Origin of the sequence: Desulfosporosinus sp. OT, assembly GCF_000224515.1 — a bacterium.
Classification (GTDB): domain Bacteria; phylum Bacillota; class Desulfitobacteriia; order Desulfitobacteriales; family Desulfitobacteriaceae; genus Desulfosporosinus.
Map to the genome: position 1 here is coordinate 33,406 of NZ_AGAF01000237.1, position 25,063 is coordinate 58,468.

The following is a 25,063-nucleotide window of genomic DNA, read 5'->3' on the forward strand; positions in this document are numbered from 1 at the left end:
AAATTAAAATCAAATTGGAAAAGGAGAGGTATTTATGAGTCAAGAGAACTTTAACTTTACCTACAAAGAAACAGAAGAAGGTTTCACTGTCCTCCTTAAAGGGGACAAAGATAAGCTAAGAATGAAGTTGGAAGCGTTTGAGGCGTTCCTGAATTTCAAAGAGAAAGCTAAGCAGGCGGGCTTCGAGCATCATGGCAGCGGTTCTCCTATTCATCAATTTCTTAAGACGATGCATCAACACCATGCATCAACACCATGCACATCATGGTAGAGTGCATGGTAGTCACCACGGAGAACACCCCTTTAAACACGGTCATTGTGGAGGGGCTTCAAAGGGAGAGAATCCCGTGCGTCAAAGTGAAGAAAACAAAAATACAAAAGAACAATAAGATCGAGGTAACGATGCCAAGGTTGAAAAGTTGTCTAAACTAAATGGTTTAGACAACTTTTTATTATTTCGATTATAATTAAACTAAAAAATGTCCTGCTTCGAGCTGCTTTTTTATTGGGATTGCAAAATGTCGGCTACTAATAGATTACCACCTTATTTAAATGAAGTATGGTAATGCTCCATGAAGCGGTAAATCATAGATGCTTGAATAATTAAAGGTCTTATCATGTTAACTTGTATTATTAGCGGGCTATGTATAGTATAATTTATCTGTTATCCTTGTTTATTCAAGAATAAATAATCGAATTGTAGTATATTATGGGAGGCATTATGTTAGGCAACATTTATAAAAATGCATATAAATCTAATTCTATCGCGTTAAAATTCAAGAGAAATACTATTACCTATGAACAGCTTGATAAAACAGTTAATCAATATTCAAGTCATTTATTGACGCTGGGAGTGAAGGCCCAAGAACGAGTACTGCTGTGTTGCCCGAACTCACCTGAATTTATCTATTCCTACTTGAGTGTGGTAAAAAATGCAGGAATTGTTGTTCCAATTAATTTGCAACTTACAATGAAAGAAATCTTAAATTTTATTAAGGATTCGGAAGCTGCTTTTATGATTCTTCATCCTGCGATTATTCAAAAAATGAATCATACTAAAGAATCTATCCGAGATCTTTTGGGCATTAAAGTTATTGTTCTGGATGAGGAGTTTCAGAGGACTATCGCTGAAAGCTCTCTTGAATCATTTGAGGAATTTTCGGATGAGAATTCAGTAGCAACATTTTTATATACTTCCGGTACTACAGGAAAACAGAAGGCTGCAATGCTTAGCCATAAAAATCTTGTTACAAATGCTGAACAGTGTCGTCTTGCATTTCAAGGAACAGAAACTGACAATTACATGTGCGTGCTTCCAATGTTCCATGTTTTTGCCTTTACAACCTGTGTTCTGAACCCGTTATTGAGCGGTGCAACGGTTACGATATTGGAAAAATTTCAGCCAAAAGAAGTTATTGAGTCTTTGTTAAATGATGATATTACAGTTTTCATGGGAGTTCCAACCATGTATATCGTCTTGTTGGAAGCATGTAAGAATAATGTTACATTCTCTAAGCTTCGCTTAGCGGTTTCCGGGGGAGCAGCATTGCCTGTTGAAGTACTTAGACAGGCTAAGGATATCCTGAAACTTCCTGTCGTTGAAGGATACGGTTTGACAGAAGCATCCCCTGTAGTCTGTTTTAATCCTTTGGATGGAGTAAAGAAAGAGGGCTCGATAGGTCGGCCGATTGCTTTTGTTGAATGCAAGATTGTTGATGAAAACGATAGGGAACTGACTGTTGGTGATGTCGGTGAACTTGTTGTACAGGGTGAAAATGTAATGTTGGGATACTTCAAGCAGGAAAAAGAAACAAAAGAGACCTTGAAGAATGGGTGGCTACATACCGGAGACCTAGCAAAGAAGGACGAAGACGGATATATTTTTATTGTCGATCGAAAAAAAGATATGGTCATCGCTGGAGGCTTGAATGTCTATCCAAGAGAAGTGGAGGAGGCTATATATCAATATTCTAAGGTAAAAGAGACCGCGGTTGTGGGAATTGACGATAAATTGAGAGGCGAATATGTAAAGGCATTCATTGTTCCTAAAGATGGTAAAGAATGTACTGCCAAGGAAATAATCAGTTATCTGAAAGAACATATTGCTGGTTATAAATTACCTCGTGAAATAGAATTTATTTCTGAGCTTCCCAAAAATAGCGCTGGTAAAATACTGAAAAGAATGCTTAAAACTCAGTGATTAATCCACTAACCTTTGTGCGACAAAGAGACTCGGCCCAAACTCTAGAGTTAGGTTCCCACTGGTTGGACTAGGAGGAATATACTTATGCCTGATTCTTACTCGAATTTCCAAGAGTTACGGTTGCATGAACAAGAAGGACGAGATTATAGAATAAGAACGAGCCGTAATTGGCACTCAGTCTTAATCATTGCTCCCCACGGCGGTAAAATTGAACCCTATACATCGGATATTGCCCAAAGGATAGCAGGCGAAGAGTTTGCATGGTATTCTTTTGAAGGTATTAAAGATGTCGATGTCCGAAAGCTTCATATTACCAGTCATAACTTTGATGAGCCGTTACTACTTAAAGGACTACAACAAGCCCAAACAGTGTTGACAATTCACGGTCTTAAGAATTCTACTGACGAATTCTTAATGATTGGAGGCTTAGATACAACACTTGGTACTGAATTGCAAATTACTCTTCAAGACTATGGTTACATTGTAAAAGAAAGTGGACAAAAATATCGTGGTGTAAGGACTACAAATATATGTAACAGAGGACGTACAGGTAAAGGAGTTCAATTAGAAATTAGTTTTGCCCTAAGAAAAAGAATCGTTGAAGACACAGAATGTGGTGTTCGGTTTACCGACACAATCAAATCGCTCATTAAAGATCGAAGTTGAGAGACAAAGCGTCACAGCTAATTAATGCTGAGGAGTTTTTTGAGATACGATATTTAAGAACTGTGTCCCAAAACGTTGACACTACTTCGAGTAGGGTTAACGTTTATTTTTTGCGTATATCTTCAAAGCAGATTGCATTTTGGCGCCATTATTAATTTATTGCAGACATCTGCCCCTTCATGAAATTTTGTTAAAAAAGAAGTCAAAAGTGAGATTGACATTTGGACATAATAATAAGTAAGGTGATTGATGGCATGGCATAGACCAGTAAGGTCAGAAGGAGGAGGATAATGGATACACTTTTATTTGGTATATCCGGTCTTCCGCTAGGGGACGGTTCTATTAAATTTAATTATGCTCGTGGGATAGACTATGCAAAGTCGATAGGACTTGATGCAATGGAGCTTCTATTTGTCAGAAACGTTAATGTTACGGATAACAATAAGAACCTTATATTAGAAGCTAAATTAAGAAATAATTTTTACTTATCAGCACATGGCTCGCACTACATCAATTTGAATGCTAATGAGCCGGATAAACAGGAACAATCCTTAGAAAGGATTATGAAGGCTCTGGAAGGGTTGGCCAAAGTTGGGGGGAGGAGTCTAATCTTTCATCCAGGCTTTTATTTGAATGACTCCAAAGAGGAGGCGTATTTTACTATTAGGGATAATTTATTACGTCTTCCCCTAACAGGGGTGGATTTCAGATTAGAGACAACTGGCAAGGGAACACAATTTGGCACCCTTGAGGAATTAGTATCTTTGTGTAAGGAAATTAGCTCGTGTAAATTGTGCATTGATTTTGCACATATCCATGCCAGATATAATGGCAACCTAAAAGGGTTTATTGATTTTGTTAAGATACTTAAGTATGTCTCGGATGAACTCGGAGAATCGGCTTTGGAAGACTTACATATTCATATAGGCGGAGTAAATTACAATGAAAAAGGTGAGCGGAATCATCTCCCGTTGTTACAAAGTGACTTCAATTATGTGGATTGCCTGAAGGCTATAAAGTACTTCAACGTAAAAGGCTGTATAATATCTGAAGGCCCAATGGTGGAGAAAGATGCACTGTTACTAAAGGGAACCTACGAAAAGCTTTGAAACCGAGGTTCAAGGATATCTTAGAAACAATAAACAAAAGGTTGATACGATGATCGCGATATGATAATGTGAGAATATATTTGGTTTCTCCCTAAGGACAACCCGGATGGTACCTGAAACGACCATACCGACATGTTGCCAAAGGAGAGTCCAGTAGATTTATACCCGAATGCTTGTACCTGAAGAGGACTGAGACGGAAGGGGGGCTTTGCTATTCCTGTATGCCTTCTGACTTACGTTGGGGGGCTATTTTATTTGTGCCATGAGGACTGGAAACTCAAGGATGGAGGATCATGGAGAATAGACTTAAGAAGGGATGATGTGAAAGATTATGAAGAAAACGATTGATTTTATGATGGATAAGAAAAAAGCGGGTCAAAAGATTACTATGCTTACTTGTTATGATTACCCTACTGCCGTAATTCAGGAGAATGCAGGGATCGACATTATCTTTGTTGGAGATAGTGTTGGCACAAATATGCTGGGATATAAGAGTGCTACCGAAGTAACTCTGGAGGATATGCTTCATCACCTAAAAGCAGTCAGAAGAGGAGTTGAGAAAGCTTTACTAGTGGCCGACATGCCCTATAGGTCATATGAAACTAAGGAAATAGCTTTAAAAAATGCTCAGTTATTTATTGAGGCAGGTGCTGATGCGGTAAAGCTTGAAGGTCGAGAAGAGAAGGTTGTTGAGTACCTAACAAAAAATAATATTGATGTTATTGGGCATATAGGATTTACTCCACAGACTCATGAAAAAGTATCAATGCAGGGAAAAACATTCGAGCAAGGCAAAGAACTGTATGAAAGCGCGCTTAGCCTCCAGACATCGGGGTTAAAGTTACTTGTCTTAGAAATGGTTCCGGAAGAAGTTGCGGGATTAATATCGGAATATTTAATGATACCAACGATTGGAATTGCAGCGGGTAGATATTGCGATGGACAGGTTCAAGTCATTAATGATTTGCTTGGTATGACCCAAAGAAAACTTGTTCACGTTAAAGAATATGCAGATTACAAAAACTCAACATTTGAAGCTGTTCAAAAATATAAGGATGAAGTTGAAAATCGGATATTTCCGCATGAAAATAATGTACGAAATATGGATGCAGATGAATTACATGAATTTAAAGCCCTTTTTTAATAACCCAGAACCAAAGTCGAACACTATATAAACCGTGGTTAATTGTTAATAGCCATAAAAAGAATTAATGCCATTGCTTAGTGAAGTTGGTGGGTGTGGCATTTAACAAAAAAACGGAGCCTTTCAGCCGCTCCGTTTTTTTGTTTTTGCGAACTACTTTATACAGAAATCTATGATAATTGTAGAATGATGATATTTTGAGTGATTAGGACAGCTATTTCTATCTGTGTGAGGATCGATTTTATTTAGGGATAGGCTTATGCACCATAAGATTGTTTTATATGACTATCAAAATTATTACTGGACATAATTGGCTCAATGACCTGAAAGCGTTTATACTAAGGGAAAATCAGTAATAGTAATGAAAGGGGTATTTGGGATGACAGAAGATGCTACGTTTAATGTGTTGCTTTATGTTGATGGGTCACAATATTCATTTTCTGCTTCGGTTTATGCGGCGACACTATTAAAACATATTTCAAATATGAATATAACGGTTGTGCAGTTCCAGGAAAGTATTGAAGACGAAGTGATTGCGTCTGAATATAACGTCATGGATATTTGGCCTATTAGTCCTAACTCTGTTTGGATGCAACAAATTATTAATGATGCTGATGATGAGACGAAAAAACAGTACCAAGACATATTAACTAGAACCAATGAGATATTCTCCCGAAGAAGTCATAGCGTTAAACATGAAATTTTAGTAGCTAAGAACAATGTTGTGGACACAGCAGAAGCGCTTATTGATTATGCCGAAAAAAACTCATTTGAACTGATTATTATAGGTACACGAGGGTTTTCGGAAGTCAAAGGACTAATATTTGGGAGTTTCGCCCACACGGTGCTCAATCGGGCGCCAATGCCGGTGCAGCTTATTAAAAAGCTACCTCAAAAATTTATCGATAACTATTAAAAACAAAAGATATTGTAAACCGCATATGCCAAAGGGCATTGGATTTGTGATCATTTAATCAGACTGTTAATACATAAACTATGTTTAATGGTCCCTAAAAGCCTGCTTGTTAGGATCATTAGTGTTGTTGCCTTAAACCTAAGCCGCCTGTTTAAAACAGGCGGCTTAGATCAGTTTTATTTGATTGTTGTAGAGAAGATTAAGCCACAAGAAAAAGTAACAAAATTTAGTAAGGTTTGTTTGATTATCTACAAATATAAAGATTATTTTTCCACTATACTAAGTTAGATTAGTATGCTAGTCTTGAGTTGAGTGAATAGTTTGAGTTGTGTACCAGTAAGTGGTTTTGTGGAATATGTGAAAAAGTGGGTATCTTAACGATGCGCCTATCTGCTGGGCGCTTTATGAGGATGGTGTAAATGTAAAATGAAGCAACGAATTACCGCTGATCAACTCCAACAACTTACTACTGAACAACAGGATAAACTAAAAGAATGGTGGAAGCCAAAGTTTAGCGATTTGTTTGCCTTTGAAGAATATTGCGATGAACATTTGTTTGATGCTGAAGACGAAGAAAATTTGAAATTATTTAATGTAAAAATTAAGCCATTTAGTCTCCCGCTTCTTACCATAGGTCAGTGTTTAAGTCTGTTGGAACCGTGTGCGCCAGTACTAGGCATGAAATATGGAGAACATAGTTTATGGAACCTAGAAATTTGGATTGGAGAAGACCATAGAATATTTACGGAGAAAGAGCCTGTTGACGCCCTTTTTGAGGCTGTAAAATCCATATTGTAATTAAGGTAAATCACGCCACATTTCCTCTATGCTCTCATGGGGCAATAACTGTATTACAAATCAAAAGTCCAATTGGTGCAAGTGGAGGTTATTGCGATGGCAAGCGATGATCAGAGAAAATTCAACAATTGATCATACCTATACTTACCAATGGCTAACGCCCTTTATCATGGTATAATAAGGTCAAGGGACGTTTAATCCCTTAAGTCTTTTTCATGTAATGCTCCTATTTGCCCTCCGGGGACAGCAATTCGGAGGGACTTTTTGAAGAGCTCGTCTAATAGCAAATTAGGCAAGTCTCTTTTACCTTAACGAAAGACCGCCTTAGATTGGTGGTCTTTGTTTTGTATCTTGTTCAAAAATCTTAATAAGTTCTTGATATGATAATGATCAAATATCAAGAACTTTATTGTATTCTTATAGCAGAGGATATCCTAGATATAATCAAAGAAAACAACTTACATGAAAAAGACTAAAAGTCGCCCTTGCTGTGGGGCGGCTTTTGGTTATTGCGAAGCCCGGAGGATAAGGGGATAGATCACCGGGTATGTTGCTTATTCATTGAGGAAGTTATAGATTTGCCTGACAGAGTGACGCTGTATTAAGCGTCATTTTTATTTATGAAGAATAGTTGGTTTTCGGAGTTGCTTACCATAGTGTGCCAAAATAGAACACTTTTCTGTTTAAGAGGGCAGGTTATCTGTCAATGTTGCTTGTATAGATAGCAATTAAGTCGCCTGTTATAATGGGTGGCTTGAATAAAATTAAGTTTTCAAACATACGTAGCAATATAGCAACTTTTTAGCACAAACCTGTGGACAACCTGATAAAAATTAAAATGAAAATGAGGATAAGGAGGAAAGTGGATGGATGATGCTCCGATCCGAATATTTCTGCTCTGTGATGCGGACGAATGCGCTTCTAATGAAGTCCTAAAGGAGATTAGGAGCAAGTCAACTATTAAAGAGCTCGAAAGGGAATACGAGAATTGGATTAACTTATTTGGAAAGACGACAGAAATTGAGCTTCAAAATGAATTGACCCGAGTACAGAGTGAACTGACTCATTTCATAGGATGTCAAAATGGCATCACTGCCTATGTAGACAAAGACCAGATGTGGTTTTCTCCATTAAACCTTATCTAGTTATAGCAACTCATCAAGGCCGCCTGATAAAGTCAGGCGGCCTTGATGAGTTGCTATACAGATGTTGCCAGAATTAGTCATGGGAGTTTAAGAAATATGTCGAATATATTCTGTAGGAATATATAGTATTGTGTTGTAATATAGCATAAGGAAAGCTCATCTCCTGAAAAGGAATTATTTTCGTAAGGAATTTACCTTTCTATCAGGGGCGATGGCCAATTTGAGCATAAGGTGTACAGCAAATCTTAAAATTATTACAATTAACTCAATGTGCAATCTGGAAATCCCAGTTGAATATCAAGATTGCGGGTTATTAAAAAGGAGTTGATTTAAAAAATGCTTTGGTTACGAAGTTGGAAAATCAAAACTAAGATTCTAACACTTGTCACTTTGATGACCTTATTTATAGGCAGCGTTGGGTTTGTAGGTTACTATTTTAATGCTAAGGCAAACGGCCAAATGAATAATAGTTATTCAAATGTTTTAATGTCGGTCAAATATCTAGATGAAGCTCGGGTGAATTCCAGAGCTGGAGAAGCGGACGTATTTAATTTTATTCTGTCCTCGGATAAAGCTACTCAAATGACACTTCAAGCGGATATGAAAACACGATCGAACGCTTATGACGCAAATTATAGTGCGTATACAAAGTTAGATCTTGATCCTTATGAGAAAGAAAAACTACCTAAACTTGAACAAGAGTTAGCTACTTATAGACTCGAAAGGCAAAAAGCATTAGATATGAAAATTGGTGGAGACCAAGTAGGTGCTTACAAGTATTATATTAATAATGCTTTTGCTCACCTGGATTCCTTTAGCGTAACATTGAGAGAATTGGCAGATTATAGTGTGAAAAAGGCTGATAATGCTCAAGCGCAAAATACTGAAGATTATGTCATGTCCATAAACCTTATCATTGCCATATCCATCGCATCTGCAATATTATGTCTATTGATTGGTTTTGCGGTGGCGAGTCTGATTTCTAATTCTATCAAGAAAGTGTTGGCAAGCGTTGAACGGGTTGCTACAGGAGATTTATCGATTGAAGATGTAATAATCAAAGGAAATGATGAAACGGGTTTGTTAGCCACTAGTTTTAATACGATGAAAAATAATTTACATGTATTGGTTAAGCAAGTTTCCGAATCCTCGGAACAAGTAGCGGCTTCATCAGAAGAGCTAACTGCTATAGCTGAACAAAATACTCAAGCTTCGACCCAAATAGCATCGTCTATTGAACTTGTAGCCCAAGGGACAGAAAAACAAGCAGATGCGGTTAACCAAACGTCATCTGTTGTTGCAGAGATCTCCACGAGCACAGAAGAAGTCGCTGTCAGTTCTGCTGATATTACTCATTCTATGGCCAACACATTGAAAACAAGTAATTCAGGACAAAAAGCCTTAAATAGAGTTGTTGAACAGATGAACAATATTAGCTCAGGAACTGACCGCGTACAACACAGTATACTGGAACTATCGACGAATTCCAAAAAGATCGGAAACATTATTGAAGTAATCACTGGGATTGCTGACCAAACAAATCTCTTAGCTCTAAATGCAGCTATTGAAGCAGCGAGAGCTGGTGAACATGGTCGTGGATTTGCAGTTGTGGCTGAAGAAGTCCGAAAGCTGGCAGAACAATCACGTGAAGCAACAAAACAAATAGAGACCCTAATCAATCAAAACCATAGTGATATTAGTACAGCGGTCGATGCCATGGAAGATGGAGTGAAAAATGTAAGAGTGGGCATGGAAGTTGTCAATGTGGCAGGAGAATCTTTTAGTGAAATAGCCCAACTCGTTCAAAATGTGTCCGCTCAAATGGATCAAATAGCTGCTACCATTCAACAAATAGCAAGCGGTAACCAGCAAATAGTTAGTTCGGTTCGTGAAGTTGATTCAATAAGTAAGGAGACGGCAAATCAAGCGCAAACGGTCTCTGCAGGGGTAGAAGAACAAACTGCTTCGATGGAACAAGTTGCTTCCTCGGCCCAAAGTCTGTCCACTTTGGCATTCGAACTTCAAGAAGTCATCAACAAATTTACTATATAAAACTACGACATTGATCTGTAAATGAGGAATGTCATTTGTATCGTTCCGCGTCAGTTCAAGGATCTTTCGCGGAACGATATGTTCTGCCTCATAGAGATCCACTAAATCTTGGGGCCATTAGTATTTGTTTGATTTTCACTTTCTTCTAGAGGATAAGGGATATAGTATGAGTGTGGATCACACCGGGCCAAATAGGATAGCATTTTAGAAAACGATTTTTTCAGGAACATATAATCACCCCACAATATTTGTTGTATTTTAATGTTTACCATAATCGGCAAACTATGCAGAAAGGCAGAGATGATTTCTGTTTTGACCCGTGAGCCCAAAAAAGGGAATTTATTACTCGCTGGCGAATAAATTCCAAGGTGGGTGAATAATTTGCATAAGGTTATGGTGGTAAGCAATGAAACAAATGTTGCAAAAGGTTATAAGACTCTTCATAGGTCTTTTTTTGTATTCCGTGGGTATAGTCTTGACAATTAACGCAAACCTGGGTCTGGCGCCGTGGGATGTTTTTCACCAGGGAATGACTCACCTTGTCGGTATTACTATGGGTCAGGCAAGTATAGCTGTAGGAATAATTCTGGTAATATTAGACGCGGTCCTAGGAGAGAGATTAGGGTGGGGAACCTTATGCAACATGTTGTTTATTGGGCTATTTATGGATCTGATAATGCTTAATCACTTGATTCCGATATGCAAGGGAGTCATATCAGGTGTAATAATGATGGTTTGGGGAATGGTAGTCATTGGAATTGCCAGTTATTTCTATATCGGAGCTGGATTAGGATCTGGTCCGAGGGATGGTTTAATGATTGCTCTAACCAAAAAGACAAGTAAGTCAGTAAGGTTCGTGCGAAATGCTATTGAATTAAGCGCACTAATTGTAGGATATATATTAGGTGGCTATGCGGGAGCAGGAACCTTGATTATGGCGTTAACTTTAGGATACATTATTCAGTTTGCCTTTAAGATTTTGAAATTCGATGTAAGCAGCATCAAGCATAGGTTCATTGATGAGGATGTCAAGAATCTGAAAGAAAAACTAGCAAAAATAGTCTATGCAGATGCGTATATTAAATGAATTTAGGGAATTAATATTGGCACACAAGTGTTTAAGAAATACTTTGTGCGTGTTTAGAATAGGGTCCTTTAGCAGTAATCGTAGCTCATAACACTACTCGAATAATTAGATGAAATTTAATGCGATGGTTGAGAAGATGACGTTTCTCAACCATCGCATTTTGTTTTGAGTAAGAGTGGGATGAAGGGGAGGAATAATGCTTTATTTTTTTAATTAGGTGATCATTTCATCATGTTCCTGCTTAGGTAACGGAAATCGTAACAAGAAGGTTGTCCCTCTGGGATTAGAATCCACGCAGATTTTTGCTTGATGAGCCTCTGCAATTTTGTAGCATGTTGCCAGACCCAAACCAGTTCCATTATCTTTAGTGGTAAAGAAGGGGGTCCCTACCTTGCTAATATTTTCAGGGAGCATACCACATCCTTCATCCTCAATTACTAGCACTACTTTGTCATCTTGTAAATAACTCTCAAGGGTCAGACAACCTCTTTCCTCCATTGCTTCAAATCCATTGCGGGTTAAATTAAGAACTAGTTGGGAGATTTCTTTACCATTGAGGGCTAGGTTGGGAATCTCCCCTGGAATAAATTTGATTTGTTTATTTTGTGTAAACGCGTCGGCTTCTAATAGAGGATATAAATGATTAAGAATGTCGTTGAGGTTTTGAATTTTGAGTTCAGTTTGTTTTGTTTGCGCCAGCGAGAGAAATTCTGTAATAATCGAGTTCGCGCGGTCTATTTCGGAGATCATCAGCTCGAAGGTAGGCTTCCGAGCAGCATAATCAGGTTTTTCGCCCAACAGTTGGAGATAACCACGTACTGTAGTCATGGGGTTCCTTATTTCATGTCCGATTCCAGCAGCTAATTGTCCTACAAGGTTAAGACGGTCGAGTCGAGCCATTTCGTTCTGAGCTATCTTGCGGCTGGTAATATCTCGCAGATAACATATCATTCCTGTTTCAGTAGGGTAAGCACTTATTTCAAACCATTTATTACCCAAGGCCTCGGAAATGATTTCAAAAGTAACTGTTCTCTTTTCGGTCATTACTTCATTATAGTGTATCCGTGCCGTACCATTGAGCTTATGTATTTCATCCATTGTTTGGCCCAATAACTCATCACGGGATTTTCCGAAGGCTATTTCTCCTGCTCGATTTATGTAGGTGACTTGCCAGTTTTTATTAATGGCAACAAAACAATCTGTCATACTTTCGAGGATAGAAACCGTTTCTTCTTGAGATTTCATTAGTTTTTCATAGGATAATCTTCTTTCGGTAACTTCATTAACAATCGCTACACATGCGTATTGGCCACTAGGCATCTGAAAACTAGACAAGTCTGCGTCGAAGTACCTTCCGTCTTCTGTAGCGATTTCCCTATGCTGTTGTTCTCTAGTGTCCAACCACGTTTTCTCGGCATCCTTTAATTGAAACAAATCTTCGATATTTAAAGGATCTTGGGGTTGGTCTTTAAAAGTTTTGCTAACAAGAATTGGCCCATGAGCGTCAAAGATCATCAAGTTTATTGGACTCGAGTTAATTATTTTGTTTAGAATCGATGCTTTGCCAAAGAAATTATAGATTCGGAAATAGAAGTGAAATATTATGGTCGTTGCTAACGGAGTGATGATTAATAAAGGACCCGCGACAACTCGCAGGACGCTCGCTGAGTCACTCTGCCATATAGGAATAAATATCATGATTAATAGCAAAATCAAGGCCATGACGGTGCCGATGATAAACCAATACAATGGAGGTCTTTCTTTTGGTTTATCTTTAAAATATTTCCCCAAGATACTACCCAAACAAGCAAAAACCATAATGTTGGTAATTCCACCCATCGTACCACTTCCACCCATGTTGTACCGATAAAGTGCGCTTATGATAGTTGCTATTGCAGCGGTCACTGGGCCACCAATAAAGCCTGCCATAGTCATGGTGATATGTCTAAAATCAAAAAAGCGACCTTCTACAACAACGATTCTATTGTTTATTACAATAATAGTTACTAGGCCGAACATAACCCCTAATATGTAAGGAGAGTATTTTCTGTTGAGAGATAAGTCTATCCATATGACAGAGCCACAGAGAAATAAGACAACAATCACATTGGTTACAAAGTCATAGTACAAAATACCTACCTCCCTTTGGGAATAATACTTGTCAAGTGTTTAAATTGTACCTCACATGATAGCGGAAATTTGTCGCATTTGTCAGATAACTTGAAAACAAATGTGAGCTGTGAATTTTAATAAAGGCCAAGGGAGGTGTTCTAGTGTTCTATGTCCACAGAGTCTCATCAAATACATTGCTAATCTGAAAAGAATAATGAAAATAATATTATAAAATATTAATAAAAATATAGTAATCATTCTAAATATATGATATTATAATGATTAATATAAACGGTCTTTCGGAAACTCATTACCTTGAAATGGAGGGATAAAATATTGAAAATGAGGAATTGAAGTTGAGTAGCCGTACTTAGAAAATGGATAGGTTCATAGTATACATGCATCCTATAGCAAAGATTAGTTTAAGAAGGAGTCGATGCAGATGTCTTGGAGTCTTATTAATTTTTCCGGAGAAGAAATTATTGAACTGGCATTGGAAATGGAGCGTTCGGGCAAAACCTTTTACGAAAAGTCCGTATCTTATGCAGAAGGTACTAAGTTAAAGGAAATGCTAGGCTATCTTGCCAAAGAGGAAGAACAACATATTGCTGATTTTGGAAGATTGGCAGAGAAACTATCTAAGGAATTCGTACCTAATGAGAGTTATGTCGGAGAATATGGAGATTACTTGAGGGCAATGATTAATAGTCACATATTTAATCTAAGTAACGTTGAAGATATAGTTCAGGGAATAAAATCTAATCGTGAGATTCTTCAGCTCGCTTTAAGCTTTGAAAAAGACTCTATCCTGATCTTTCAAGAATTTGAAAATTTCGTGGATAAAGCAGGTAATGACATAATAAAACAGTTAATAAATGAAGAGAAAGGGCATATCAAAAAAATCAATCTCTTGTTTCGAGAAATCTAGATTTGAAGATATTATAAGAATCCTCGATTAGCATTAAAATGCTGACGAGGATTTTTTGATGTTGGGAAAAATATACCGGTTTCAGTGTTCCACAAATACAGGAGCTTCTATAGAGTGGTAGAGTTGAAATGAAAATTATGTTCTGTTATGATTTGCTGAGAATAACTGAGAAGATAAGAAAAAGATGAACAAAGCAGAGACTTTTCCGAATGCCCCAAAAAATTTGTGGGTAGTTAAGTAGGTTGATAAGGTAAAGGTGGTCAGTGATGACACTGACGGTTAACATAGGAGGTGTCTAGCATTAAAAACTTTAGCGCAAACCTACGTATTGGACTCCTGCTAATTATCAGTTCCTTAGCATTGTACTGCATTCAATATTACATCTTTAAATCGCCACGAGATACTTTCTTCTACCTTTTACAGGATCTGGGCTTCGTTCCACTTCAGGTAATCATTGTCACCCTCGTTCTGGACAAGCTGCTGACTTCAAGAGAGAAACGAGAAAAACTGCTGAAGCTGAATACCGTAATAAGTGCTTTTTTTAGTGAGCTTGGTACTGCTGCTATCTCTCTTATGTCTGGTTCTAATTTAGATATATCCGACTTGCAGGGTGCTTTGAGTGTGAATTCGGAATGGAAGGAAGCTGAATTCAAGAAGGCTTCGAACGTGGTTAAAGGCTTTAAATTCCAGGGTGAGTGCACTGCCAGGCAGCTTGTGTCCTTGAGAGAGTTTTTGCATGCTTATAAACCCTATTTGTTACGAATGTTTGACAATCCAAATTTATTGGAACATGATGCCTTTACCGAAATGCTTTGGGCGCTGTTACATGTCTCGGAAGAACTGGAAAGCAGGGATAGCTTAGAGGAGCTGCCTAAGAATGATATGGCCCATTTGTCAAACGATGTCATGAGAGCATATCGCCTCCTAACAATTGAATGGGTATGCTACATGAAGTACTTAAAGATTGACTATCCATATCTATTTTCGCTTGCCACTAGAAGAAACCCCTTTAAAGAAAAGGGTTCGGTGATTTTTGAATGACCGAAATGCGCAGAAGTTGGTGGAGATACTCGTAGATATGGAGGGATTTAGTTTGAAAAAAATGGAACTTCAAACACCAGCTATTTTGCTTGATCTCGATATTCTAGATAACAATATAAACAGGTTTCAATCGTTATGTAATGAAAATGGAAAACAACTGTGGCCGATGATTAAAACACATAAAAGCACAGAAATAGTGAAAATGCAGGAAGCTGCAGGTTCAACAGGTTTTCTTTGTGGTACGCTCGACGAATGTGAAGGTATTTGCGATTTAGGTGTAAAAAACATAATGTATGCTTACCCAGTCGCCAGTGATGTTAGTATTCAAAGAGTGATCGCACTGGCTAAGAAATGCCACTTCATTGTCCGTATTGATAACTATGCAGGAGCTAAAATGCTTAATACCGCGGCAAAATCAGCTGAGGTAATGGTGAGTTACACCATCATCATTGATTGCGGATTACATCGCTTCGGAATTTCACCGGAGAAAGTCGATGTTTTTATGGATTCCTTAAAAGATTTCAAATCCCTAGTATTAAAGGGAATTTCCACGCATCCTGGTCATGTTTACTCTGCTATAAAGCAGGAAGATATTCAACAATATGTCGACCAAGAGAAGAAGGCAGTTAGAAGAGCTGTTGATATACTCAGGGTTCAAGGTTATAATCCTGAGATGATTACCAGTGGTTCCACCCCGACCTTCTTTGGTTCTGTTTCTGATGAAAACATTAATATATTCCATCCTGGTAATTATGTGTTTAATGACAACATCCAAATGTCAACAAATACAGCCAAAGAATCTGAATGCGCTCTTTCAGTATACGCCACGGTAATTTCTCACCCTTCTAAAGATTTGTTTATTTGCGATGCCGGTGCCAAATGTCTAGGACTTGATCAAGGTGCTCACGGTAACAACGCTCTAAAGGGATTTGGTTTCGTTAAAGGCCATCCAGAACTTACTGTTTACAGCCTTTCTGAAGAAGTTGCCAAATTACATCTTGAATGCCCCACAACGCTAAGAGTCGGCGATAAAGTGGAAATAATTCCAAATCACGCTTGTTCATCCGCTAACCTCACCAGTTTTCTGATAGGTTGCAGAGGTGATACAGTAGAGAGGCTCATCGAAATCGATATGAGAGGAAACTCAACCACAAAAGCTTTTCATAGCTGATAGTGATTCCTGTACACTGCTGTACTCGGTAGAAGATGCTACTTGGTTGCATTTTTTTATCAGTCCACGTTCCTTGTGAAACGATAAGTTCCGCCGAATAGTTACTAAGCGGTGAGATAAGTAAGAGTCCCATATGAAGGATAGACTAAGGGGACAAAATTGTTTGGGTTGAAAATAACAGTAGGATAAAAAATGTGTAGTACATAAGGGGAAAATGAAATAATGGATAGATTTGCAGGTTGGAATCGTTGGCTCGCTGAGCACATGTTTCTAGTAGTTTTATCGGCATTACTAATAGGGTTCGTTTGGTCACCTGGTCCTAACGCCTTGTTTAATACTTTACTTGTCGCCCTATTTTCTTATATGACTTTTATGACGGCCCTTGGTACGAGCATGAGGGAATTTATGCGTATACTAAATAAACCCCATATGCCGCTTTGGTCCCTTTTTCTCGTTCATATTGTAGCTCCCGCTGTGGCATGGGCGATTGGTTTGATATTTTATCCGGATAATTTTGCGATGAGACTAGGATTTTTAATTACAGCGTCGATTCCTGTTGGAGTTACATCTATCATGTGGACATCGATTATCAACGGAGATGTTGCGCTGGGACTGCTGGTGGTTACGCTCGATACCTTTATTGTACCTGTATGGCTGCCTGCATTTTTTCTTGCCATTGTGGGGCAAGCAGTACATATCGATTTCTGGCATATGGCCCTACAACTTCTTATAATGGTTACAGGTCCAAGTTTAGCCGGCATGCTTATCAATGATATGACTCGGGGTAAGCTCACTTCGTTTGCAAAGTCCGTCGGCGGGCTTTCGGCAAAGCTATCTATGTTTGGAGTTATCTTAATAAATGCCGCTGTAGTCGGGCCGGATATTCATTGGAATATTTCCTTGGTAAAAATGCTGTTTGCTGTATTGCTCTTGGTTGTTTGTGGGTATGCCCTAGGGTATTTCGGAAGTTATATTTATCGTAATCCCAGTCCCGCAACGATTGGAGCCATGATATATCATGTTGGTATGCGCAACATTAGCTTCGGTTCTGTCATAGCTGTAAACTATTTCACCCCGGACGTTGCTATTCCGGTCACCCTCGGCATACTCTTTCAACAGCCCCTAGCTGCCATAATCGGGTATTATTGGTCGCGAAGTAAATTCGCACAAATGGGCCCAGATGAGAAACTTTATAAATAATGCATCTTATGATAAGATATTGGGAATGTTTACTTTTGACAATGGGAGTAATAGTTTAAGGAGGTTACAATATGATTGCTGAAGTTGACAAAGATGAGTGCATCGGATGTGAATCGTGCCCGGCATTTTGTCCTGAGGTGTTCAAGATGGAGGACGATGGTTTAGCAGTAGCTTACACAAACCCAGTCCCCAGTGAGTGTGAGGAATCAGCCAAAGAAGCTGCCGAGGGCTGCCCAGCACACTGTATTTCTATCGAGGAATAAGATTGACAAGGTAAGTAACATGAAAAAACTGTAAAATCGGATGTTAATAATCATTCGATTTTACAGTTTTTATTTATTTTAAGAAGAGACGGCATTTTCTTTACAAGGATGATCAGCTCATTGACTTGAGTATTAAAAACTTCAAGAAACATAAGGCCCAGTCTTTCCTAAATACATAAAAAAGCAGCTCTAGAACATAATAACCTTCATCAAACAATGAGGAAGTGACTAAAACAAACTACCTCATACCATTAATCAGGGGAGGTGTTCCGGTTTATCCGGATAGTATGTATCACAATAAATTTTGGCGAAATTTGATTATTGCCTTAATAGTTACGATTGCCGCAGGTTATGTATTCAAAGTGTGGAGTACTTCTAATAAAGTAAATCCCGCCACCTCGTCCTTTGCAGGGAACGGAGGAAGTTGTCTAACCTGTCATAATCGAACAACACCTGGAATCGTCAAACAGTACGGCGAAAGTAAACATGCCGCCAACAAGGTTGCCTGTATTGACTGTCATCGAGGTGAACCGGGCAGTAAGCTTACTGTTAACCATTACGATAATAATATCGTTTTACGACCTACCCCACAAAATTGTTCTCGGTGTCACCCTAGTCAAGCGACTCAGTTTGACCATAGCCGTCATAGTGCAGCGGCATGGTATGCTCAGACGGGTCCAACCTCTTTTACTGATGAACAACTCAAACGTTACGGATTGTCAGCCGCCGGTAAATATAATGACCTTTATCATATGGAAAGTCCTGAAATTACTAAAATGGGTTGTGAAATATGCCATAGTATCGGCAAACCTAACGCTGACGGTACCTTTGGGGACTGTGCAAAATGTCATGCCGGACATGAATTTTCTTTAGAACAAGTTCGCAAACCTGAGATCTGTGGGTCTTGTCACCTCGGTCCGGATCATCCAATGAAAGAAATTTACGACGAGTCAATCCACGGTACACTCTATGCCAATAAAGGAGCCCAATGGGATTGGGATGCTCCTGTTGGAACATTATCCAGTAAAAACTTTGATGCCCCCACCTGCGCAATCTGCCATATGGCGACCTTCGGTTCAGCCCCAGGGACTCACGATGTTGGTCAGCGCCTCAGCTGGAAATTAGCTCCAGCCCAAGCAGAAAAACGCGTGGATTGGGAGACTCATCGTCTTAACATGCAAACAGTTTGTTTAGAGTGTCATTCTCAAACATCGATAAAAACACTATATGATAACGCGGACAAAGTGGTGTTAGCAGGAAATGAGAACATCAAAACCGCTCAGACAATTATTAAGAATCTAAAAGATGATGGCCTTATTCCCACGGCTCCCTTCTCAAGCTCTATTGATTATAAAGGATTTGAAATTTGGCACCATGAAGGACGGCGCATGCGGTTTGGTGCATTTATGAATGGCCCCGATTATGTACAGTGGCATGGAATCTATGAGCAGTTAATAGATCTAACGGAACTGAAGGAGAGGGATGCTGACCTTCGTGGCAAAAAATTACCTATAGCTGCAACAACGACGCAGGATACCAGCAAATCGACTAAAATAGAAGGTCGTTAAAAAGGAGAGTCTTTTATGAAATCCTCAATTGCGAGGCGTTTTTCCTATCAGTGGTTAACTCAAAAGCCCATAAAGTTACCTATGGATAAAACACGAATCATTCTTCTCTATCTTAGTATTAATTATCTTATTGTTTTTTTAGATGTCTTTATCGCCCACGCTCTAAACCGTTTTTTCCCGGTTTATGAATGGATTCCGGTCATTTTTTCCCCCATTGCAGCACTTTCAGCCATTCTATTGTTCGTAAAACCTAAACCCGGTATGACAAAGTTCTTTAACTTTGTTACTAATGCGATCGGCGTTATTATAGGGATCTTGGGATTCGGGTTTCATCTCCAAGGTGCTTCAGCTGGAGATGCAGTATCCTTTTCTGGTTTAACCAGCGGAAATCCTGTCTTTGCACCCTTGGCTTTTGTGGCCTTAGGAAGTATCGGGTTATTAACGACTTTAGATGATCATCCTAATTCAAGAAGGTATAACCTGACTCAAAAAACCCGTTGGCTACTACTGGCAACATCATTTTGGTTTCTTGCTACCGCTATGGTTGCTTATTTTGATCATGCTCGAACAGGGTTTACCAATAACTATACGTGGATTCCCGTCTATATGGGAATCTTCGCCGCAGTAATCCTGCTTTTACAGGCTTATAGTCATCCGGAACATGGACTATCGATTCTACTGGGAACAACAATGATGCTTAGCTTTATTGTGGGCTTATTAGGATTCGCTTTTCATCTGAGTGCTGATCTAGCTGGGCGGGGGAACATCTCATGGTCAAGAATATTTTACCAGGCTCCCGGCCTAGTACCCCTCTTATTTTCTGATTTAGGGATTTGGGGAGTGTTGGTCTTTTTAGATCCTTTAAGCGAGGTCCCCAATAGAACTGAGAGTCCTAAAAGTTAAACTCAAAAAATGTAATCGCATCTTTGCAAAAAACATAATTTTTAAGATGTGTGCTCGCTGAAACACATGCAGCATATTGGAGCAACTAACGTTATTTTCCCAAAATTAAAACAAGTTGAAATCGAGGGTTATGAATTGAATCAAAAGATTTTAAAGAGAAATAAAGAGATAACCTGTTTTTACTGGTTATCTCTTTATTTCATGTTGTTTATTCATTAATCCGTAAAATGTTAAGAATATGTGATTTTACTCACTATACGGTTAAAGCGCGACCGATATAATAATATGTAAGAATAAAAATTTCAGAATTTACTGAAATATACGAAAAGAGGTAGAAATTATGTTATTAGGTCAAGCGTTGACAACAGCTATGGGGATTTTACCACATACAAATTTAGAAGATGCACAGAAGTTGGCGCTTAGTTTAGATATTCCTTTTTGGCCTCAATTACCTCACTTTCGATTCAAAGAAGATATGTATGCTCAATTTGCGGAACATTTTCCAGGAATGAGTATAGACGAAGCTAACAAAAGGCTTTCTTTCTCCAGCCAACGATTTGCACAGGAACTTGATGAATATCTGGAGCAAGGTGTCACTCCAGAGTATTTTGCCTTGGACAGAGACTCGTCTGCAGCGTTTAATGGTTTTTTGTCGACAGACCTTTCCTCATACCCGATGATTCATGGGCAGACTGTTGGTCCTATCAGTTTCGGTCTCAAAATATGTGATGAAGAACTTAAACCAATGATTTACAATGATTTCGTGCGGGAGATTTTATATGAGTTTCTTCATCAAAAGATAACGTGGCAATATAACCAATTACAACGAGTTCATCCTAACCCCTTTGTTTGGTTGGATGAACCGGGATTAGAAATGATTTTTAACTCGTTGAGTGCCTACACCTATGAAGTAGCTTTAGTTGAATATCGGACATTCTTATCTAAGCTACCGGGCCCTAAAGGGGTTCATTTATGTGGTAATCCTGATTGGTCTTTTCTTCTAAAAGCAAAGCTTGATATCCTCTCAGTAGATGCTTTCAGTTGGGGACACATCTTGGTACGTTACGTTGATGAGGTTAAGGAGTTTTTGCGAAGCGGGGGAATTATATCCTGGGGAATCATTCCGACATTGACTAGCGAATTATGTTCGGAGACTGCCGACTCACTAACGGATCGTCTGCTCCAATTATGGAAGTTTCTTAATCAGCAGGGATTGGATGACGCACTACTATTTGACAGATCATGGCTAGCCCCGTCCCGTTGTTGTCTAATTAATGGAGACGGAACAGCGAGTATTGAGCGCTCATTTAGCTTATTGCGAGAAGTATCCAAAAATCTACGAACACGCTAGATATAAACTCTTCATGAATAGTTTGTATAATTATATAATCTTGGCAAACACTACAATAACTATATTTGGCAGAATCGGAAGGTAATCTCATGAAGCTGCGCACTTTCTTGATATTAAGCATCTTATCCTTTGGATTATTTGTCGGGGTTACCTTGATATCGGCAAGGCTTCCGTTTCCAATGACGGAACAGGCCTTAGCAGGCAAACTCGTCTGGCAAAGACATAATTGTGTGAGCTGCCACACCCTATTCGGAAACGGTGGGTATGTCGGGGACGATTTAACGCATGTTGCAACGAAGGAGACTCCGGCATACCTCATTAACTACCTTGTCCAGCCGCCAGTGATGCGTCCCAATAAATTGGCCCATCATCCGGCTCTCAATGAGATGGATGCAGTGAATTTAGTGCACTACCTAGAGTTTGTGCAAACCATACCGACTTTAGGGTGGCCTCCCCAGCGAGAGAAGGCGGAGAAGGACTCATGAAACTGTTAAAATGGTTTTCCTTTAGAGGTAAAGGTGATAAATCTATTGCTCGAAAACAGCAATTTATTGCCCAAAAAATTAGCCGTAGGTATTGTTTCTCGGCTGTAAGCTTTTTTGCGCTGCAAAGCGTAGTGGCTTTGCTAGGGTCATTGGATTTAGTGATACCCGATTTACCTTCACCGATCCCGTTTGAATTTGGAAGAGCGATCCATCTGGGTTTGGCCGACTTATGGCCCCTCATTGGCACCATGGGAATGGTGTTCTTCTTTACCACTGCAGAACTTAATCGGGAGATCTATTCTCCCCGTCTGGCTCGTTGGCAGTATTGGATTGTTATGTTATTTAGTGTATCTATCTTTGGAACCCTAGCTCTGCGGATTGGTAATGGTCGAGAATTTCTTGAAGGGATGCCCATCTTTTATGTTGGCATCTGTTTAGCATTGGCCCTAGCCTCCTATAACCTCATCCGAACTTTGCTGACGGACAAGAGGAATATAACACCGGCCTCGGCGACAATGACGGTGGGAATCATCTTTTTGTTTTTACTATTGCTTCCGAACACCATAACCTATAGAAATCCGATCACCGATGAGGTAACCAAGTTCTGGGTCGTTCACCTCTGGGAGGAAATGGCCTTTGAACTAACATCGGCTGGTTTCATTGCCACGTTTTACGTTGTTTCTGGTTTAGCTCCGCGTGCTCAAGTTGAAAAATGGCTCTATCTGGAGGCCAGTATGGCGGTGGTTGGAGGCTTTTATGGAACCGGACATCATTATTATTGGATTGGTTTTCCCGCTGTCTGGTTAGCCGTTGGTTCGTTGGTTAGCGTAGTAGAAGTCATTCCCGTAGGAATGCTAGCTATTATGACCTATAAAGGTTTAAAATCCGTTAAAGTTAGGAGTAATAGAGAGAAACTAACCTTATGGTTGCTGCTGAGCAGTGTTTTTTATCATCTAACAGGCGCCTCCTTATTAGGACTATTCATTACCATACCTTGGGTCAATCTGTATATGCACGGAACATATGTTACATCCGGTCATGCCCATTTGGCCTTATTTGGCAGCCTTGGTTTTGTAGTTTTAGCTGGGTGTTATTACATTCTGAGTCGAGGGAGTGAACCCACACTCAAAGGCTATAAGAGGGGAGTCCTGGCTGTATGTTTGCTTAATGGAGGGCTGATCACCATGGCCTCTGCTCTACTGGTTGCTGGTTTCATGGAGACTTATTTTTGGCGAATCTTAGGTATGGATTTTATGGAAGTGCGGTTGCTTATTAACCCTTATTTAATTATGCGAGTATTGGGGGGGGCGATGTTTACTCTCGGCAACCTTCTGCTGTCTTGGCGTATCTTTAAGGCTTGGCAAACGACGAAGTATAAAAAGTAGTAAACTATGAAGCTTAAGAGGTCAACCTATGCAAATTACGATAACGAGTTCGTTCTGGTTGTTGCTATTAACAGCATTGCTAGCCCTTCAGTTGTTCATAGTACTAATACTTTTTATAAAACCAGTTTTGCGTTTTCTTATCGGGCAGCAGATTAGTGATTTTATCGACAGACTACTTTCGGACAAATACACTCAGAATCTTATGGAAGTGTGGCCAGCGGGAAAACGCATTTCCGTTTTAAACATTCTAGAACTCGGTTTTCGGGCACAAAATGGAAAAATCATTACCCGACCTCTCGGCTCCCCTAAGCATTTTCCCGGGTTCGACAACCTCATGTTTGCACCTCACTTAATGACGAGGCTTTCTTTGCCTGAAAGTGTCGCGATGAACATGCAAGTGACGATTGGTCCGAAAGCTAACAAGCCGCTGGTTATCAATATTCCCATTATGATTGGTGCCATGGCCTATGGAATTGCTCTTAGCGAGGAAGCAAAGAGGGCTCTGGCTAGAGCAGCAAAGACTCTGCAAACAAGCACATGTTCAGGGGAAGGCCCCTTTTTGCCTGAAGAACGTATGGAAGCTGGAAAATACACCTTGCAAATTTCACGCTGGGCATGGGGGGCAAGAACTCAGGAGCAAATTGACTCCGCGGATATGTTAGAAGTTCAAATGGGGCAAGGTGCCGATATGGGTGCAGTCAGTATCGAGGCCCTAGAATTTCAAGGTCGAGCACAAGAGCTTTCAGGATTAGCCCCTGATGAATCGGCAATATCTTTTCCGGCACCTCCTGGTATCCAAAAACAAAGCGATTGGCCGGGTTTCATGAAAAGTCTCCGTAAAAGGTCAAACGGTATTCCTATTGCCTTAAAACTTATGGCAACCGGGTATCTCGAGGATGACTTGGCAGCCGCGCTCCAATTAGGTTTTGATGCTGTCATTATAGATGGTGCACAAGGCGGCTCTCACGCGACAACTCCGATTAAACAAGACGATTTTGGCATCCCAAGCCTCTTCGCTTTGATTCGCGCCGTGCGCTTTTTAAACAAACAGGGGGTACGTGACCGAGTAAGTTTGATCGTGGCAGGGGGATATTTTACTCCTGGGGAGTGTCTCAAGGCTATTGCTTTAGGGGCGGATGCTATTTATATGGCCACAGTGCCTCTTCTTGCCTTAACCCATAATCAGGTTAACAAAGTTATACCGTGGGAACCTCCTACGACCTTGGTCTTTTACGACTCTCCTGCCAATAGTAAACTTGATATCAATCAAGCTGCCACGAGTGTTGTCAATACGATAACAGCCATGGTTTTAGAAATGGAAGAAGGAATGCGTGCCCTCGGGAAGGCATCACTGAAAGATCTTTCAGCCGAAGACCTTGTTGCCTTGGATGCTTTGACTACTGAAGTGACAGGAGTGAAACGAATCTACTAGCCTAGAACCGTTCTACCACACTTAGATCATTTGTAAAAATGAATATGTCACCTATTGTCTGGTTTTGTTATTTACATGGACGGAATATTAATAATCATGCTTGA

The 25,063-nt window shown here is 39.6% G+C and carries 22 protein-coding genes; 21 read left to right on the forward strand and 1 reads right to left on the reverse strand.

The window, feature by feature from the left end; translation table 11 throughout:
• Window positions 1–34: 34 nt before the first annotated feature.
• The 10 genes from DOT_RS22365 (at window position 35) to DOT_RS22415 (ending at window position 11,120) form a co-directional block, all read left to right on the forward strand.
• Complete coding sequence (locus DOT_RS22365; protein WP_009623793.1) at window positions 35–271, forward strand: hypothetical protein; 237 nt, start codon at window positions 35–37, stop codon at window positions 269–271.
• A gap of 450 nt (window positions 272–721) precedes the next feature.
• A complete protein-coding gene (locus DOT_RS22370) occupies window positions 722–2,200 on the forward strand; it encodes a long-chain fatty acid--CoA ligase (RefSeq protein WP_009623795.1) in 1,479 nt (492 codons plus the stop codon).
• Between the two features lie 87 nt (window positions 2,201–2,287).
• Window positions 2,288–2,869, forward strand: a complete 582-nt coding sequence (locus DOT_RS22375) for a poly-gamma-glutamate hydrolase family protein (RefSeq protein ID WP_009623796.1) — start codon at window positions 2,288–2,290, stop codon at window positions 2,867–2,869.
• Window positions 2,870–3,159: 290 nt separating this feature from the next.
• Window positions 3,160–3,978 (forward strand): TIM barrel protein, encoded by an 819-nt coding sequence (locus tag DOT_RS22380; RefSeq protein WP_009623797.1) that lies wholly within the window; start codon window positions 3,160–3,162, stop codon window positions 3,976–3,978.
• 331 nt (window positions 3,979–4,309) lie between these two features.
• Entirely contained in the window at window positions 4,310–5,122 is an 813-nt protein-coding gene (gene panB / locus DOT_RS22385; RefSeq protein ID WP_009623798.1) for a 3-methyl-2-oxobutanoate hydroxymethyltransferase, read from the forward strand.
• Window positions 5,123–5,501: 379 nt separating this feature from the next.
• The gene (locus DOT_RS22390; protein WP_040413231.1) at window positions 5,502–6,038 is read left to right on the forward strand and encodes a universal stress protein; all 537 of its coding nucleotides are present in this window, start codon (window positions 5,502–5,504) and stop codon (window positions 6,036–6,038) included.
• Between the two features lie 426 nt (window positions 6,039–6,464).
• Complete coding sequence (locus DOT_RS22395) at window positions 6,465–6,836, forward strand: hypothetical protein (RefSeq protein ID WP_009623801.1); 372 nt, start codon at window positions 6,465–6,467, stop codon at window positions 6,834–6,836.
• Window positions 6,837–7,702: 866 nt separating this feature from the next.
• A complete protein-coding gene (locus DOT_RS22400; protein ID WP_009623802.1) occupies window positions 7,703–7,981 on the forward strand; it encodes a hypothetical protein in 279 nt (92 codons plus the stop codon).
• Between the two features lie 336 nt (window positions 7,982–8,317).
• Window positions 8,318–10,033 (forward strand): HAMP domain-containing methyl-accepting chemotaxis protein, encoded by a 1,716-nt coding sequence (locus DOT_RS22405; protein WP_009623803.1) that lies wholly within the window; start codon window positions 8,318–8,320, stop codon window positions 10,031–10,033.
• A gap of 406 nt (window positions 10,034–10,439) precedes the next feature.
• Window positions 10,440–11,120 carry a membrane protein gene (locus DOT_RS22415; RefSeq protein ID WP_040413235.1) on the forward strand — a complete coding sequence of 227 codons (681 nt, stop codon included), beginning with the start codon at window positions 10,440–10,442 and terminating at the stop codon, window positions 11,118–11,120.
• Between the two features lie 213 nt (window positions 11,121–11,333).
• Here the strand turns inward: DOT_RS22415 and DOT_RS29120 are convergent, their stop codons facing one another.
• Window positions 11,334–13,250 carry a LytS/YhcK type 5TM receptor domain-containing protein gene (locus DOT_RS29120; protein WP_009623806.1) on the reverse strand — a complete coding sequence of 639 codons (1,917 nt, stop codon included), beginning with the start codon at window positions 13,248–13,250 and terminating at the stop codon, window positions 11,334–11,336.
• A 424-nt stretch (window positions 13,251–13,674) separates the two neighbouring features.
• On the opposite strand from DOT_RS29120, the gene DOT_RS22425 reads away from it, so the two are divergent.
• The 11 genes from DOT_RS22425 to DOT_RS22475 all read left to right on the forward strand — a co-directional run bounded on the left by DOT_RS22425 (window position 13,675) and on the right by DOT_RS22475 (window position 24,959).
• Complete coding sequence (locus DOT_RS22425) at window positions 13,675–14,160, forward strand: ferritin family protein (protein WP_009623807.1); 486 nt, start codon at window positions 13,675–13,677, stop codon at window positions 14,158–14,160.
• A gap of 291 nt (window positions 14,161–14,451) precedes the next feature.
• Window positions 14,452–15,201, forward strand: coding sequence for a hypothetical protein (locus DOT_RS22430; protein WP_009623808.1), 750 nt, complete (start codon window positions 14,452–14,454; stop codon window positions 15,199–15,201).
• Between the two features lie 61 nt (window positions 15,202–15,262).
• On the forward strand, window positions 15,263–16,372 hold the full coding sequence (locus DOT_RS22435; protein WP_242833899.1) for an alanine racemase: 1,110 nt from the start codon (window positions 15,263–15,265) through the stop codon (window positions 16,370–16,372).
• 222 nt (window positions 16,373–16,594) lie between these two features.
• Entirely contained in the window at window positions 16,595–17,572 is a 978-nt protein-coding gene (locus tag DOT_RS22440) for a bile acid:sodium symporter family protein (RefSeq protein WP_009623810.1), read from the forward strand.
• Window positions 17,573–17,643: 71 nt separating this feature from the next.
• Entirely contained in the window at window positions 17,644–17,835 is a 192-nt protein-coding gene (locus DOT_RS22445; RefSeq protein ID WP_009623811.1) for a ferredoxin, read from the forward strand.
• Between the two features lie 287 nt (window positions 17,836–18,122).
• The gene (locus DOT_RS22450) at window positions 18,123–19,403 is read left to right on the forward strand and encodes a multiheme c-type cytochrome (RefSeq protein WP_139024280.1); all 1,281 of its coding nucleotides are present in this window, start codon (window positions 18,123–18,125) and stop codon (window positions 19,401–19,403) included.
• Window positions 19,404–19,418: 15 nt separating this feature from the next.
• A complete protein-coding gene (locus tag DOT_RS22455) occupies window positions 19,419–20,306 on the forward strand; it encodes a hypothetical protein (RefSeq protein WP_009623813.1) in 888 nt (295 codons plus the stop codon).
• A 340-nt stretch (window positions 20,307–20,646) separates the two neighbouring features.
• A complete protein-coding gene (locus DOT_RS22460; protein ID WP_009623815.1) occupies window positions 20,647–21,657 on the forward strand; it encodes a hypothetical protein in 1,011 nt (336 codons plus the stop codon).
• 89 nt (window positions 21,658–21,746) lie between these two features.
• Window positions 21,747–22,142 (forward strand): c-type cytochrome, encoded by a 396-nt coding sequence (locus DOT_RS22465; RefSeq protein WP_009623816.1) that lies wholly within the window; start codon window positions 21,747–21,749, stop codon window positions 22,140–22,142.
• Window positions 22,139–23,527: a cbb3-type cytochrome c oxidase subunit I gene (locus DOT_RS22470; protein ID WP_009623817.1), complete on the forward strand. Its 1,389-nt coding sequence runs from the start codon at window positions 22,139–22,141 to the stop codon at window positions 23,525–23,527. The genes DOT_RS22465 and DOT_RS22470 overlap by 4 nt, the downstream gene beginning before the upstream one ends.
• A gap of 28 nt (window positions 23,528–23,555) precedes the next feature.
• Window positions 23,556–24,959, forward strand: a complete 1,404-nt coding sequence (locus tag DOT_RS22475) for an FMN-binding glutamate synthase family protein (protein ID WP_040413239.1) — start codon at window positions 23,556–23,558, stop codon at window positions 24,957–24,959.
• Window positions 24,960–25,063: the final 104 nt, after the last annotated feature.

What these genes read in the sequence shown, in the direction of transcription:
- DOT_RS22450 (WP_139024280.1), top strand. Translation starts at nt 18,123, where the DNA reads ATGTATCACAATAAATTTTGGCGAAATTTGATTATTGCCTTAATAGTT.
- DOT_RS22475 (WP_040413239.1), top strand. Translation starts at nt 23,556, where the DNA reads ATGCAAATTACGATAACGAGTTCGTTCTGGTTGTTGCTATTAACAGCA.
- DOT_RS22375 (WP_009623796.1), top strand. Translation starts at nt 2,288, where the DNA reads ATGCCTGATTCTTACTCGAATTTCCAAGAGTTACGGTTGCATGAACAA.
- DOT_RS22465 (WP_009623816.1), top strand. Translation starts at nt 21,747, where the DNA reads ATGAAGCTGCGCACTTTCTTGATATTAAGCATCTTATCCTTTGGATTA.
- DOT_RS22455 (WP_009623813.1), top strand. Translation starts at nt 19,419, where the DNA reads ATGAAATCCTCAATTGCGAGGCGTTTTTCCTATCAGTGGTTAACTCAA.
- DOT_RS22440 (WP_009623810.1), top strand. Translation starts at nt 16,595, where the DNA reads ATGGATAGATTTGCAGGTTGGAATCGTTGGCTCGCTGAGCACATGTTT.
- DOT_RS22435 (WP_242833899.1), top strand. Translation starts at nt 15,263, where the DNA reads ATGGAACTTCAAACACCAGCTATTTTGCTTGATCTCGATATTCTAGAT.
- DOT_RS22400 (WP_009623802.1), top strand. Translation starts at nt 7,703, where the DNA reads ATGGATGATGCTCCGATCCGAATATTTCTGCTCTGTGATGCGGACGAA.
- DOT_RS22415 (WP_040413235.1), top strand. Translation starts at nt 10,440, where the DNA reads ATGAAACAAATGTTGCAAAAGGTTATAAGACTCTTCATAGGTCTTTTT.
- DOT_RS22425 (WP_009623807.1), top strand. Translation starts at nt 13,675, where the DNA reads ATGTCTTGGAGTCTTATTAATTTTTCCGGAGAAGAAATTATTGAACTG.
- DOT_RS22460 (WP_009623815.1), top strand. Translation starts at nt 20,647, where the DNA reads ATGTTATTAGGTCAAGCGTTGACAACAGCTATGGGGATTTTACCACAT.
- panB (WP_009623798.1), top strand. Translation starts at nt 4,310, where the DNA reads ATGAAGAAAACGATTGATTTTATGATGGATAAGAAAAAAGCGGGTCAA.
- DOT_RS22470 (WP_009623817.1), top strand. Translation starts at nt 22,139, where the DNA reads ATGAAACTGTTAAAATGGTTTTCCTTTAGAGGTAAAGGTGATAAATCT.
- DOT_RS22395 (WP_009623801.1), top strand. Translation starts at nt 6,465, where the DNA reads ATGAAGCAACGAATTACCGCTGATCAACTCCAACAACTTACTACTGAA.
- DOT_RS22390 (WP_040413231.1), top strand. Translation starts at nt 5,502, where the DNA reads ATGACAGAAGATGCTACGTTTAATGTGTTGCTTTATGTTGATGGGTCA.
- DOT_RS22380 (WP_009623797.1), top strand. Translation starts at nt 3,160, where the DNA reads ATGGATACACTTTTATTTGGTATATCCGGTCTTCCGCTAGGGGACGGT.
- DOT_RS22405 (WP_009623803.1), top strand. Translation starts at nt 8,318, where the DNA reads ATGCTTTGGTTACGAAGTTGGAAAATCAAAACTAAGATTCTAACACTT.
- DOT_RS22370 (WP_009623795.1), top strand. Translation starts at nt 722, where the DNA reads ATGTTAGGCAACATTTATAAAAATGCATATAAATCTAATTCTATCGCG.
- DOT_RS22365 (WP_009623793.1), top strand. Translation starts at nt 35, where the DNA reads ATGAGTCAAGAGAACTTTAACTTTACCTACAAAGAAACAGAAGAAGGT.
- DOT_RS22445 (WP_009623811.1), top strand. Translation starts at nt 17,644, where the DNA reads ATGATTGCTGAAGTTGACAAAGATGAGTGCATCGGATGTGAATCGTGC.